General features: G+C 66.4%; 11 protein-coding genes. 3 read left to right on the forward strand and 8 right to left on the reverse strand.

Translation table 11 applies throughout. From position 1 onward, the window contains the following. Position 1 precedes the first annotated feature (1 nt). From N7367_RS11015 to N7367_RS11035, 5 genes are all read right to left on the reverse strand, one after another. Positions 2-1,606 (reverse strand): glucoamylase family protein, encoded by a 1,605-nt coding sequence (locus N7367_RS11015; RefSeq protein WP_053516886.1) that lies wholly within the window; start codon positions 1,604-1,606, stop codon positions 2-4. A gap of 177 nt (positions 1,607-1,783) precedes the next feature. Then, positions 1,784-4,840 (reverse strand): TonB-dependent receptor, encoded by a 3,057-nt coding sequence (locus tag N7367_RS11020; RefSeq protein ID WP_279942388.1) that lies wholly within the window; start codon positions 4,838-4,840, stop codon positions 1,784-1,786. A gap of 77 nt (positions 4,841-4,917) precedes the next feature. Next, positions 4,918-5,955, reverse strand: a complete 1,038-nt coding sequence (locus N7367_RS11025) for a LacI family DNA-binding transcriptional regulator (protein ID WP_053516884.1) — start codon at positions 5,953-5,955, stop codon at positions 4,918-4,920. A gap of 148 nt (positions 5,956-6,103) precedes the next feature. Next, positions 6,104-6,379 carry a BolA family protein gene (locus N7367_RS11030; protein WP_074899338.1) on the reverse strand — a complete coding sequence of 92 codons (276 nt, stop codon included), beginning with the start codon at positions 6,377-6,379 and terminating at the stop codon, positions 6,104-6,106. Continuing rightward, positions 6,376-6,675 carry a YciI family protein gene (locus N7367_RS11035; RefSeq protein WP_065175545.1) on the reverse strand — a complete coding sequence of 100 codons (300 nt, stop codon included), beginning with the start codon at positions 6,673-6,675 and terminating at the stop codon, positions 6,376-6,378. The genes N7367_RS11030 and N7367_RS11035 overlap by 4 nt, the downstream gene beginning before the upstream one ends. 359 nt (positions 6,676-7,034) lie before the next feature. Here N7367_RS11035 and N7367_RS11040 point away from each other — a divergent pair, with 359 nt between their 5' ends. From N7367_RS11040 to N7367_RS11050, 3 genes are read left to right on the forward strand one after another with little or no spacing between them, the layout of a single operon-like run. After that, positions 7,035-7,940 (forward strand): ScpA family protein, encoded by a 906-nt coding sequence (locus N7367_RS11040; protein WP_053516881.1) that lies wholly within the window; start codon positions 7,035-7,037, stop codon positions 7,938-7,940. Positions 7,941-7,953: 13 nt separating this feature from the next. After that, positions 7,954-8,826 carry an SMC-Scp complex subunit ScpB gene (scpB, locus tag N7367_RS11045; RefSeq protein WP_053516880.1) on the forward strand — a complete coding sequence of 291 codons (873 nt, stop codon included), beginning with the start codon at positions 7,954-7,956 and terminating at the stop codon, positions 8,824-8,826. Then, on the forward strand, positions 8,819-10,426 hold the full coding sequence (locus N7367_RS11050; protein ID WP_279942389.1) for a pseudouridine synthase: 1,608 nt from the start codon (positions 8,819-8,821) through the stop codon (positions 10,424-10,426). The genes scpB and N7367_RS11050 overlap by 8 nt, the downstream gene beginning before the upstream one ends. A 79-nt stretch (positions 10,427-10,505) precedes the next feature. On the opposite strand, the gene N7367_RS11055 is transcribed toward N7367_RS11050, so the two are convergent. The 3 genes from N7367_RS11055 to N7367_RS11065 all read right to left on the reverse strand — a co-directional run bounded on the left by N7367_RS11055 (position 10,506) and on the right by N7367_RS11065 (position 13,015). After that, complete coding sequence (locus N7367_RS11055) at positions 10,506-10,940, reverse strand: hypothetical protein (protein WP_053516878.1); 435 nt, start codon at positions 10,938-10,940, stop codon at positions 10,506-10,508. A 105-nt stretch (positions 10,941-11,045) separates the two neighbouring features. Further along, positions 11,046-11,852: an amidohydrolase gene (locus N7367_RS11060; RefSeq protein ID WP_111186421.1), complete on the reverse strand. Its 807-nt coding sequence runs from the start codon at positions 11,850-11,852 to the stop codon at positions 11,046-11,048. A gap of 14 nt (positions 11,853-11,866) precedes the next feature. Beyond that, positions 11,867-13,015 (reverse strand): pyridoxal phosphate-dependent aminotransferase, encoded by a 1,149-nt coding sequence (locus N7367_RS11065; protein ID WP_279942390.1) that lies wholly within the window; start codon positions 13,013-13,015, stop codon positions 11,867-11,869. Positions 13,016-13,225 lie beyond the last annotated feature (210 nt).

The following is a 13,225-nucleotide window of genomic DNA, read 5'->3' on the forward strand; positions in this document are numbered from 1 at the left end:
GTTACTTTCCCTGGCCTGTGGTGCGGTTGGCATTGTTCTTCTGTTCCTGTGCGGCGGCCGCGCGTGACTCGGCGATGCCGACCGCGCGCGCCGATGCAGCCTTCTCGTCCTTCTGCAGTTCCAGCGGCTGGAACGAGCCCTCGGGGGCCAGCCAGCCGCCGCTGAATCCGGCGCGCTCCAGCCCCTTGCGGATGTAGGGGTTCTTCTTCATGACTTCCCACACGAAGTCGTTGCGGTAGTTGGCGATCATGGTCAGGATCGGGCCCTGGTCGATGGCGATGTAGTCGCTGGCGACCCAGCCACGGTCCGGCACCAGGCGCCCGGTCTTGATCGGAATGTCGTAGCTGAAGCTGGGATTGAACGAATCCAGGAAGCCGTAGCTGGAATAGATGTAATCGCCGAAGCGCTTGTGCATCTCCAGCGTGGCCGGAATGACCTGCTCCGGGGCGAACACGATCGAGGCCACCGCCGCGGTCGGCGCGATGGTGCCGTCGTCGAAGTTCTCGCGCAGGCCGGCGCCGCGCGAGGAGTAGTGGCGGAACTGGCGCTGCTCGCCGCGATATTCCTGGGTGGTGTTCTGCGGACCATCGCTGGCGGTCAGTCCCCACACGTTCTCACCGTACTCCTTCCACTGCATCGGGTTGGCGATGGCGTACTCGCGCTGGGCCAACGCGGCCGAGCGGCTGTTGAGGAAGTAGGTGCTGCCGCGCTCGCGCATGTAGGCATCCTGGATATCGCGGAAATCGATCCAGACATGGCTGTACTGGTGGCCGAACAGTGGCCCGAAGGACAGGTATTCCTGGCCCTGGTAGACGCCCCAGTCGTTGTCGTAGGTCCGGGTCCACACCGTCCATGCGTCGGGGCTGACCGGATGGGTGGGCGAGCCGAGGGCAAGGATGTACACCATCATCGCCTCGTTGTAGCCCATCCAGTCGTGGTCGATGAAGCCGCTTTCGGGGAACCAGCCCATCGAGATCAGCGGCGCGCGCTGCTGCAGCCACGGCCAGTCGATCTTCCTGTACAGGGTATCGGCAATCTGCCGGATTTCCTTCTCGCGCGGATCATCGCCGTCGTAATAGGACTGCGCGAACAGCACGCCCATCATCAGCAGCGCGGTATCCACCGACGACAGTTCGACCCAGCTGTCGTAACGGCGGCCTTCCTGCATGTCCAGGAAGTGATAGTAGAAGCCCTTGTAGCCGGCCTTGCCGGTGCGCTGCGGGCCCATCGGCACGTCACGGAAGAATTTCAGCGTCGTCAGCGTGCGGTCGATCGCCTGGTTGCGGCTGACCCAGCCATTCTCGATGCCGATCGGATAGGCGGTGAGCGCGAAGCCGACCGAGGCGATGCTGGCGAACGGGCGTGACGGATAGCGGTCCGGTGTCAGGCCGTTCACTTCATTGGTGGTGTCCCAGAAGAACTGGAAGGTGCGGCGTTCAATGTCATCGAACAGCGGCGGCAGTTCCGGCTTCATCGGCCGCGGCGGTGCATCAGCCTCGATCAGGATCACCGGCGGCCGGGGTTTGGCGGGCTCCTGCTGGGCCGGCTTGCAGGCGGCGATGGCCAGGGTCATCGCTGCGGCGGACAACAGGTGGCGTGCCTGCATGGCGCGGTTCCTCCGGTGGACTGATCGATGGGAAAGCATAACGTCCAATGATCTGAAATCGTTTACAAACCACACATTTAAAAAAGCCACGGGAACGTGGCCTGACAGCGCGATCATCGCAGTTGCCGATGCCGCTGGCGAACCGGCGGCATCGACTCCTGCAGCAGGCGTACCCGCTTAGAAGCGGAAGCCCACTTCCGCCTTGATCTGGCGGGGCGTACCGATGATGTCACCGGTCTCGTTGTAGCTGGCCTGCAGCTTGCCGTTGGTCTTGACGTAGTTGTAGGTGGAGAAGTTGTCGAAATCGAACACGTTGATGATGTCCAGGCGAGCGTACAGCTCGGTATCACCCGGCATCTTGAACGTCTTCGTCGCCTGCAGGTCGACCGAGCGGTAGCCGAAGATCTTGCCACCCACCAGGAACTTGCCGTTGGCGTTGGGCACGGCCGCCTGCGGGGTCGGCAGGGTGTAGCCGCTGGCCTGCGGCACGGGGTACCAGTCGTTGACGGCCGTCGGCGTTGCCAGGGTGATCTTGCCGCCGAAGGTGATGCCCCAGAAGCCCGCGTACGAACCGGTCACCACCAGGCGGTGACGGGGAGCACCGTTGGAACGGATGGTCGGGTAATCGCCGATCAGGCCGCGGTCGAAGGCGTACTTCTCGTTGATGTCGCGGTTGTGGCGTGCGGTGGTCCAGGTGTAGGCGATCGAGGTGCCCCAGCCGCTTTCCTTGGTGAACGGCTTCTGCGCCGACAGCAGGACCTGGGTGGCGCGGGTCTTGATGCCCTGCTGGCCGATGATCAGGCTGCCGAAGCCCGGCACGTTGCAGCTCCAGGCCTGGCTCAGGCCCGGCTCGGTGCCGCCGCACAGGCGCGGATCATCGAAGAACTGGCCGGTCGGGTAACGGTTGCCCAGGGTGAAGGCGAAGCCGTCGTAGCTCAGGGTGCGGGCGATGGTGGCGTCGGTCAGCCAGTCACCGATCTGGTTGCTCATGCCCAGGCTGAACTGATCCGAGTACGGAGCCTTCAGCTTGTTGTTCAGCAGGTCGACCTCCAGGCCGGCGTTGCTGGTCGAACCCACCAGTGCCTGCAGGTTGCCGATGCCGTTGAGCAGGTTCGGATTCCAGTCGTAGCAGGCGGCCTGACCGTTGATGCAGGTCCCGGTGGCCGGGTTGCGGAAGTAGATGGTCGGCTGCGGCAGGGCCAGCTTGGTGGTCTCCAGCTGCAGGTTGTCGAACAGGTCGCGGTCGTAGGAACGGCCGGCACCACCGTGGATCACATGCTGCTCGTCGGCGTTGATGTCATACGAGAAGCCCAGGCGCGGCTGCCAGGCATCCTTGAATGCCTTGCGGTTGTGACCGTTGCTGATGTAGTCGCTGATGTCCAGGCCGCCCAGCGCCAGCGAATCGGCGTAGGTCTGGCCGGCGGGTGCGCGCGGATCCTGCGAATAGATGGCATCGACCACCTGCTGCGGGGTCACGAAGTCCAGGTAAGACGGGGTCTTCTCGTAGTCCCAGCGCAGGCCGATGTTCAGCTGCAGGTGGTCATTGACCTGCCAGTCGTCCTGGATGAACACGCCGTACTGCTTGGACTTGGAGCGTACTTCGCCGGACACGCCCGACACGCCGGTCACCGGCTTGACGAACTGCGCCTTGTACGGAATCGAGTCCGGGAAGTCCGGATCACCCAGGGTGTAGGTGAAGGTCGGGTTGATCTGCGCCGCATCGGAAGCGTACAGGTCGATCTGCTTGTACTTCACGCCCATCTTGATGGTGTGGTCGCCCGCCCACTGGATGCCATCCAGGGTCAGGTTGTCTTCGATCGACCAGCCCTTCTGGCCCTTCACCTGCGAGTCCAGTGCCGAGGCGCCACCGATCTTCACGATCGTGCGGTCTTCAGGACCGTCCGGCGCGGTGTAGGTGATGCCGTTGGCCAGGGTCAGCGGGGTCGGGTTGTTGAACGAATCTTCGTGGGTGACCATCAATTCGTTGTAGTAGCGCTCGCCGCTGTGGTTCCAGCGCAGCGCGTAACGACGGTCGGTATTGACCACTTCACGGCCGGCTTCCGGCGAGGTCTGGCCACTGAACTGCGACTGCGTTTCGTCGCGGTCCTGGAAGGTCAGCTCGATGCGATCGTTGTCGGTCGGCTCGAAGTCGATCTTGCCGAAGATCAGGTCCTGCTGGAACGGCTGGCTGGCCGGGCCGAGACCGGCGGCGCCGGCGGGCGGCAGCAGACCGGCGGCACCGGTGACCGCACCGTCCGGTGCGATGGTGACCGGCAGGTCGAAGCGCTTGGCTTCGTAGGTCACGAAGAAGTGGGCCTTGTCCTGGATGATCGGGCCGCCCAGCGCGAAGCCGTATTCCTTCTCGGCCGACACCTGCTTGTCCTTGCCGCCCTGGCGTTCGGCCGGGGTCTTGGCGCGCATGTCCTCGTCGGTGTAGCGATAGAACGCCTCACCCTTGAATTCGTTGGTGCCGGACTTGGTCGCGGCGGTCACCGCAGCGCTCGAGACCTGGCCGTACTCGGCCTTGTAGTTGCCGCTGATGACCTTGTATTCGCCAATGGCCAGCTGCGGGAAGGGGTTGCCGGCGCTGCCGGACTGGCCGGCCACACCGCCGCCCTTGACGTAGCTCTTCTGGCCCACGCCATCGATGTACACGTTGGTGCCATCGGCATTGGTGGCGCCGCCGCGCAGCGAGGTGTTGCCCTTCGCATCACGGGTGAAGATCAGGCCCGGCACCGCGTCGGCGAACTCCAGGAAGTTGCGCGACACCTGCGGGGTGGTCTGGATCTGCTGCAGGCTGACGGTCTTGCCGACTTCGGACGTGCGCACTTCCTGCAGCAGGGTCGGCGCGACGACGTTGACGGTGTCCAGGTTGGTGGCTGCGGTCGAACCCGGGGTGCTGCTGGCAGCGCCGGCGAAGTTCAGGGTGGCGGTGGAGGCCACGGTCACGGTGACCTTCTGGCTCTGGCCGTTGGCCACCACGTCATAGGTGCCCGGGTCCAGGCCCATCAGCGAGTAGCTGCCGTCGGCGCGGACGGTGCCGCGGCGCACGGTGCCGGTCGCAACGTTGGTGGCGGTGACTTCCGAACCGGCCTGTGCGCCGGCAACCTGGCCGCGCAGGCTGGCGTTGGCCGACTGCGCCAGGGCGTTCGGGGCGGCGGCCAGCATCAGGCAGCTGACCAGTGCGGTGCTCAGCAGCCGGCGCGCCGGCGTGCGAATAGTGGAATGCATCATCAACTCAATCTCCGGGTGGCGGCGACCGCGTGTGCGGTCCCCTGCGATCAATCAAAAAAGAAGGAACGCCTCCGGCTTCAACGGCCGGATGGCGGAGTGGTGGAATCGCGAACAACGAGACGGGGTACCAGGGTCTGCTTGTCCCCGGCCCCTTCCGTGGAGGTGCCGTCCATCAACTGCATCAGGCGCGTCATCGCCCGATCGCCGAGCTCGGCGATGCTGACCTGCATGGTGGTCAGCGACGGGTGAACGAAACGTGCCAGCGGAATGTCATCAAAACCCGCCAGGGCGACATCGGACGGAACATGGACGCCTGCCTGCGCAAAGGCGTACAGGCAGCCAAGTGCCATCATGTCGTTGGCGGCGAACACGGCATCGGGCAGCGTGCCGGCTGCCAACAACTCCTGACCGGCGCGATGGCCGGAAGCTTCGTCGAAATCACCGGGCAGCTCGATGCCTTCGGCGCTGCCGCCGGCAGCCGCCAGCGCGTCACGGAAGCCGCGCAGGCGCTCGCGCGCGTCGAAGTTGAGGTCCGGGCCAGAAATGAACGCGATGCGCCGGTGACCGGCATCGAGCAGATGACGGGTCATCGCCATTGCGCCCGCGTGGTCGTCGATGCTCAACACCGGATGATCCTGCCCAGGCAGGTAGGTGTTGATCAGTACGGTGGGCAGCGACTGCGGCAGGTTGTCGGTCAGGAAGCCGGGGCTCTCGGCATAGGGCGAGAGCACCAGCAGGCCATCGACACGCCCGCGCATGGCGCGCAGGGCAGCACCCTGCTGCTCCTGGTCGCCGTGGTAGCTGGACACCAGCAGATGCTGGCGGCGGCTGCGGGCAACGCCGTCGATGCCGCGCATCAGCTCGGAGAAGAACTCGCCGTACAGGTCCGGCAGCACCACGCCGACCGTGTTGGTGCGGCGGCTGCTCAGGCTGCGGGCGGCGGCGTGCGGGGTGTAACGCAACCGTGCGGCCACCTCCAGCACAAGCTGGCGGACCGGTTCGGCGACATTTTCATGCCCGTTGAGCGCGCGGGAAACCGTGGCCACGGAGACCCGGGCTTCGCGTGCGACATCCTTGATTGTAATGGCTGCCTTGTTCACGAAGCCGCCCTCCACGGCTTGGACCTACCAGCATTGGCGCGGAATGTAAGCGTTTCCATCTGGGCTTGTAAACTGTCCGTTAGACGAATGTCCTGAAATGGACATGGAAATCTGTCCCTGACGGCCCACGCACGGACCGGCAATGACAGTGCGGGACAAGGGCTCAGCCCTGTTCTGACGGTGCCAGCGCGCGGATGGACAGCGCGTGGATGTCGGTCTCCATCATCGCGCCCAACGCCGCGTATACCGCGCGGTGGCGGGCCAACGGGCCGAGGCCGGCAAAGCGCTCGCTGACCACATGCACGTTGAAATGGCCACGTCCATCGCGCGCGCCAGCGTGGCCGGCATGACGATGACTGTCGTCCTCGATCTCGAGCACGCTCGGGGCCAGCGCCTGCTGCAGCGCATCACGAATTCGCTCGATCCGGTCCGCGTTCACGGCAACACCTGGCGGAAGGGCCGCACCTGCACCCTCACGTAGACACCTGCGGCCACATAGGGGTCCGCATCGGCCCAGGCCTGTGCCTCCGGCAGCGACCCGAAGCGGGCGATCACCACCGAACCACTGAACCCCGCCGGGCCTGGATCTTCGCTGTCGATCGCCGGACAGGGGCCGGCCAGCAGCAGTCTCCCTTCATCACGCAGCGCGTGCAGCCGCGCCAGGTGTTCCGGCCGGGCCTGCAGCCGTTGCGTCAGCACGTCCTGGCCGTCATAGCCTTCAATCACATACCACACCGGCATTTCCTCGCTCGCGTTGTCGGGTCCGCCGATTCTAGCCAAAGCCCCCTCGCCCTGGCCGCAGCTGGACACTGGCGCGGCAAAGGCTTACCCTAGCGTCCATTGCACGTGGCTGGATGCAGCAACCCGTCGGTTTTTGCGGCCAACGCAGCCCCCGACGACCGACCTGCCGCTTCCGGGCAGGCCACGTAGACGACCTCCCCGTAGTCCCGTCGCTGCCGTCTCCTGCGGCGCGTCCTGCTGTTTGATATGTGTGGAATCGCGCCGAGACAGGCGCGCCTGGTGCCTTGGGGCCCGCGGTGCACGCGCGGCGCCGGGTGCCGCGACTGGTCCGTTGCAATCCTGATGTCCATTAGATGACTTCCGAACTCGCGCTCGACGCGAACCCGCCAACCCGGCCGCCCGCCCCCCAGCAGCAGGAAATGCCGCTGGCCGTCGTGCATGGGCAACCGGTCCTGCAGATCCCGCAGGACCTGTACATCCCGCCGGATGCACTGGAAGTCATCCTGGATGCCTTCGAAGGTCCGCTGGACCTGCTGCTGTACCTGATCCGCCGGCAGAACCTGGACGTGCTGGACATCCCCGTGGCCGAGATCACCCGGCAGTACGTGGAGTACATCACCGTGATGCGCGAGCTGCGCTTCGAACTGGCGGCCGAGTATCTGGTGATGGCAGCGATCCTGGCCGAGGTGAAGTCGCGCATGCTGCTGCCGCGCCCGGTCAGCGACGAAGGCGATGAAGCCGATCCGCGCGCCGAACTGGTGCGCCGGCTGCAGGAGTACGAACGTTTCAAGCAGGCGGCGGAGGACATCGATGCCCTGCCCCGCCAGGACCGGGACACCACGGTGGCCCATGCCTTCATGCCCGAACGCGCCACGGTGAAACTGCCGCCGCCGGTGGACCTGAAGGAGATGCTGCTGGCACTGCACGATGTGCTCAAGCGCGCCGAGCTGTTCAGCGGCCACGCGATCAAGCGCGAGGCGCTGAGCGTGAGGCAGCGCATGGGCGAAGTGCTCGGCCGCATGGAAGACGGCAGGTTCTACCGTTTTGAAAGCCTGTTCACTGCTGAAGAAGGCAAGCTGGGCGTGCTGGTCACCTTCCTGGCCGTGCTGGAACTGGCCAAGGAGCAACTGCTGGACATCGTCCAGGAGGAACCGCTGGCGGCGATCTACGTGAAGTCGCTGGCGGCCGGCAACACCAATGCCCCGCTGCAGTTCAGCAGCGAGTTCGACGACAACGACGCCGCCAACGAGAACGAGTGAGCGCTGCCTGCCGATGGATCAACCGCTGATCAACCGCATTGTCGAAGGTGCCCTGCTGGCCTCCAGCCAGCCGCTGACCCTGGCCCAGCTGAAAGACCTGTTCCCGGAGGAGGAACCAGCACCGCCGGGCAGCATCGAACGTGCGCTGGAGCACCTGCGCGAAGGCTGCGAAGGCCGCGGCGTGGAACTGGTCGAGGTCGCCTCCGGCTTCCGCTACCAGGTCACCGGCGAGGTGCATGGCTGGATCAGCCGGCTGTGGACCGAACGCAAGACCCGCTACACCCGTGCCACCCTGGAAACGCTGGCGCTGATCGCCTACCGGCAACCGATCACCCGCGGCGAGATCGAGCAGGTGCGCGGCGTCGCTGTCAGCAGCAACATCATCCAGGCACTGGAAGAACGCGAATGGATCCGCGTCGTCGGCCACCGCGACGTGCCCGGCAAGCCGGCACTGTTCGGCACCACCAAGGGCTTCCTGGATTACTTCGGCCTCAAGCGCCTGGATGAGCTGCCGCCGCTGTCGGAGTTGAAGGACCTGGGCGAGCTGGAACCACAGCTGGCCCTGGACCGCGATGCACCGGCTGCCGCCAGCGCCGACGGCCCCGACGTTTCGGCCGAGCCGGACGGGGCCGCCAATGATGATGCCGGCCTGGCCGGTGGCAACACCCCGTATTCCGCCGACGCAGTCCCTGCGGCGGCCACCGATGAGCAAGCACCTTCGCCCCTCGATGATGGGCACCCCGATTCCGCGCCGGGCGAGCGCGCGGTGCCAGTGAACGAACGCGAAGACAACGCCGTCGCGACGACGACCGTGGCTGTTGACCAAGCCGATTCCGAACCAGAGGCCGACCTCGAAACCGTCGGCCGGAGCAAAACTGATGAGTGACACCCCTCGCAAGCTGTCGTTGAACAAGCTCTCGCTCAAGCGCGAAGCCACCTCCGAACAGTTCAAGTTGGAAGAACGCCTGCACAAGGTCCTGGCCCAGGCCGGCCTTGGCTCGCGCCGCGCGCTGGAACAGCGCATCGCCGAAGGCCTGGTCAAGGTCAACGGTGAAGTTGCGCAGACCGGCATGTCGGTCAAGAGCGGCGACAAGATCGAACTGGACGGCCGCGGCTTCGTCGCCACGGCGCTGTCCGAACCCTCGCGCGTGCTGGTCTACAACAAGCCGGAAGGCGAAGTGACCACCCGCGAAGACCCCGAAGGCCGTCCGACCGTGTTCGAATCGCTGCCGCCGCTGAAGGGCGCGCGCTGGATCGCGATCGGTCGCCTCGACATCAACACCACCGGCCTGCTGCTGGCGACCACCGACGGTGAACTGGCCAACGCGATGATGCACCCGTCCTTCGAGGTCGAGCGCGAGTACGTGGTCCGCGTGCGTGCACCGGAAGGCCAGGAAAAGGTGGCCGATGCCATCGTCGACCGCCTTGCCCGTGGCGTCGCGCTGGAAGACGGCCCGGCCAAGTTCGACGAGATCGAACGCATCGGCGGTACCGATTCGCACGACTGGTTCCGCGTCGTGGTCAAGGAAGGCCGCAACCGCGAAGTGCGCCGCCTGTGGGAATCGCAGGGCTGCCAGGTCAGTCGCCTCAAGCGCACCCGCTACGGCCGGGTCAGCCTGCCGCGCGAACTGGCCCGTGGCCAGTCGGTCGAGCTGCCGAGCGCCCAGGTCGAAGCGCTGCGTGCTGAACTGAAGCTGGAAGAAGGCGCCCCGTCGGCCCTCACCCTGCAGCCGGTGATCGGCCAGCGCCGCGCCGCCAAGACCACCGTGCGCGTGCGCGAAGGCGGCCGTGGCAACGCTTACGTCAATGGCCACAGCACGGCCGACGAAGGGCGCGAACTGCGCCGTTTCGACACCCTGCGCGAAGACCGTGGCCGTGGCCGCGGCGGCAAGGGGGGTGGCTTCAAGGGCGGCCTCACGGTCAGCGGCGAAGCCGCGGCCAAGCAGTCGCAGAAGCCGTTCAAGCAGCGCAAGCCGAAGAATGACCGTTCGCTGCCGGAAGGCAATCCGGCTGCGTTCCGCACCTGGTACGTGCCCGATGGCGTCAGCACCGGCCCGAGCGGCCACCGCAACGCCGGTCCGGGCGCGCGTGGTCCGGGCGGCGGCCAGGGCCGTCCTTATGGCAAGCCGAAGGGTCCAGGCGCCGCAGGCGGCCAGGGTCGCGGTGGTGCCGGTGGCCAGGGCCGTCCCGGCGCGGGCAACCGCAGCCAGGGCGCGCAGGGCAACAAGCATCCGTACGGGCATCCGGGCAACGCCCCGAGCTTCCCGTCCGACCACGCCAACCCGGGCTTCAATCCGTATGGCAGCCCGAAGCCGGCGCAGGGTGCCCGTCCGGGCAGCCGCGGTCCCGGCGGCGGCCACCGTGGCCCGGGTGGCCCCGGTGGCAATCGCGGCCCCGGCGGTCCGGGGGGCAACCGCGGTGCGGGCGGCCCCGGCGGCAATCGTGGCCCGGGTGGCCCCCGTCGCGGCGGTCCGCGCGGCGGCTGATCGGCAGCACACCTGACATGAAAAACCCCGGCATTGGCCGGGGTTTTTCGTTATCGGGTGCCGCCGCGACGGGAACCGGTCAACGCCGGCTGATGGTGAAAGCCGTGCCGTCCACACCCAGGTCCCAGCCCTTGCCGGTACCGGACAGCGCCAGCGAGATGTCGCCCTTGGTCATCACCTGCGCATTGCTGGATTTCACCGCACCGGCATGAGCCCCCACCGACGCGTAGGTACCGAGCAGTTCATCCACGCTGACGGCGCCGGTGAAGCTGCCGCGCCCGTCGGTGATCTTCGATTTGCCAACGGTCAGGCCACCGCCCTTCATCTGGATGCGCACCGGCAGACTGGCACCGTTGCTGCAGCTGACGGTGCCGGTGCCCGAGGCCGTCTTGTAGATCAGCGACCAGCCGGACAGGTTGTAGCGCAGGTGGCAGTCGAGGTTGCCACCGGCATGCGCGGCCGGAGCCAGGGAGGTGGCGGCCAGCGCCAGCAGCAGGGCAAGGGACTTGTTCATCGGCAGGACTTCCACAGCGTTCGGACTGCCGGCGAATCTAGCAGCGCGCGCGTGCAGGGTGAATGCAGGCGCGCGCGGTGATGCGGGCAGCGTTCAGCCCTTCGCTCAGGCCTGCACGTCCAGATGGAAGGCGTCGGCATCGAGCATCGCCGGGAAGCGCGCACGGTGCAGCGCCAGCGCGTCGGCCGAAATGGTGGTGGTCACCACCTGCTCGCGCTCGCGGATCTCCACCTGCGGCTGGCCGAGAAAATCCAGCACGGCGCTGTCGCCGGCATAGTGCAGCTGGTTGCCGTCCACGCCGACACGGTTGACCGCAGCGACGAAGCACAGGTTCTCGATGGCGCGTGCGCGCAGCAGTGTCTTCCACGCGTAGGCACGCGCCGAGGGCCAGTTGGCAACGAAGATCTGCAGATCGAAATCCAGCTGTTCCGGCCGTTCCACGTTGTAGCGGTTGCGGCAGAACACCGGGAACCGCAGGTCGTAGCAGACCTGCGGATTGATGCGCCAGCCCTTCCATTCCACGCAGAGCCGGTCGCGGCCGGCGGCATAGCGCTCGTGCTCGCCGCCATAGCGGAACAGGTGGCGCTTGTCGTAGTACTGCAGTCCACCGTCGGGGGTCGCGAACAGCAGCCGGTTGTACACGCCCGCGCCGTCGCGCAGCTGCACGCTGCCGACCACCGCCGCGTTCAAGGCCCGGGCCTGTTCGCGCACCCACGCCACGGTGGGGCCATCCATGCCTTCAGCCTGGGCGATGGCCTCGTTGGAGAAGCCACTGGTGAAGGTCTCGGGCAGGATCACTAGATCTGTGGTGCCGGCGAGCGGCGCCAGCAGCGCGCCATAGTAGGTGCGGTTGCCGGCCGGGTCGTGCCAGCGGGTGTCGCCCTGGACGAGGGAAATGCGCAGATCCTGCATGGTCGTCCCTCCGCTCACAGCAGGCGCAGGCGTTCGATCGCCGCGTCCAGGGTCGCCTCGTTCTTGGCGAAGCACAGCCGTACCAGGCGCTGGCCGGTCGGTGCGGTTTCGTAGAACGGCGACAGCGGGATGGCGGTGACGCCCTTCTCGATGGTCAGCCACTTCACGAACTCATGGTCGGGCAGATCGCTGATGGCCGAGTAATCGACCAGCTGGAAGTAGCCGCCCGGCACAGGCAGCGGCTTCAGCCGCGTACCGGCCAGCTGCTCGCGGAAGCGGTCACGCTTGGCCTGGTAGAACGCGCCCAGTTCCAGGTGGTGCTCCGGTTCGTCGCGGATCATCGCGGCAAAGCCATACTGGGCCGGGCCGAAGCTGGTGAAGGTGTTGTACTGGTGCACCTTGCGGAATTCCGCGGTCAGCAGCGGCGGCGCCACCGCATAACCGATCTTCCAGCCGGTGCAGTGGTAGGTCTTGCCGAAGCTGGAGATGACGAAGGTCCGCTCGCGCAGTTCCGGGTAGCGCAGCACCGATTCGTGGCGGCGGCCATCGTAGATGATGTGCTCGTACACCTCATCGGAAATCAGGTAGATCTGCGTGCCACGCAGCACGTCGGCCAGCGCCTGAATGTCGGCCTCGTCCAGCATCGCACCGGAGGGGTTGTGCGGGGTGTTGACCATCAGCATGCGGGTGCGCGGCGTGATGGCCGCACGCACGCGGTCCCAGTCCACGGCGAACGTCTGCGGGTCCAGCGGCACGTGCACGGCGGTTGCGCCGGCCAGCTCGATGGCCGGCTCGTAGCAGTCATATGCGGGGTCCAGCACGATCACCTCCTCGCCGGCACGCACCACGGCGTGGATGGCGTTGAAGATGGCCTCGGTCGCGCCGCTGGTGACGGTGATTTCGGTGTCCGGGTCGACCTGGGCGCCATACAGGTCCAGTGACTTCTGCGCGATGGCCTGGCGCAGCGGCGCCACACCGGTCATCGGCGGATACTGGTTCAGGCCGGCCGCCATCGCCCTGGCGGTTTCGTCGATCAGGCGCTGCGGCGCGGAAAAATCCGGAAACCCCTGGCCCAGATTGACTGCACCGTGCTCGGCAGCGAGCTGGGACATGACGGTGAAGATGGTGGTACCGACCTTGGGCAGCTTGGTGGTGGGTTGCATCGGCCTGGGCTAATGGGAACAAGGGCTGGAAGTGTACGAAATCCGGACCCGGCCTGCGGCGCGGGCCGGTCGTGACGGGTCATGCCGGGCGGCTGTTTGCACATGCCCTTTCAGCGGGATACCGCGCTTGACGCTCGCCGGGCGTGGCCCGGCGCTACCGGGCGGATTTCATCGCTACAATTGCCGCCGCACTCCGGCATGAAGATCCCT

The sequence above is a fragment of the Stenotrophomonas sp. GD04145 genome (genome assembly GCF_029835135.1).
In the GTDB taxonomy this organism is placed as follows: domain Bacteria; phylum Pseudomonadota; class Gammaproteobacteria; order Xanthomonadales; family Xanthomonadaceae; genus Stenotrophomonas; species Stenotrophomonas maltophilia_P.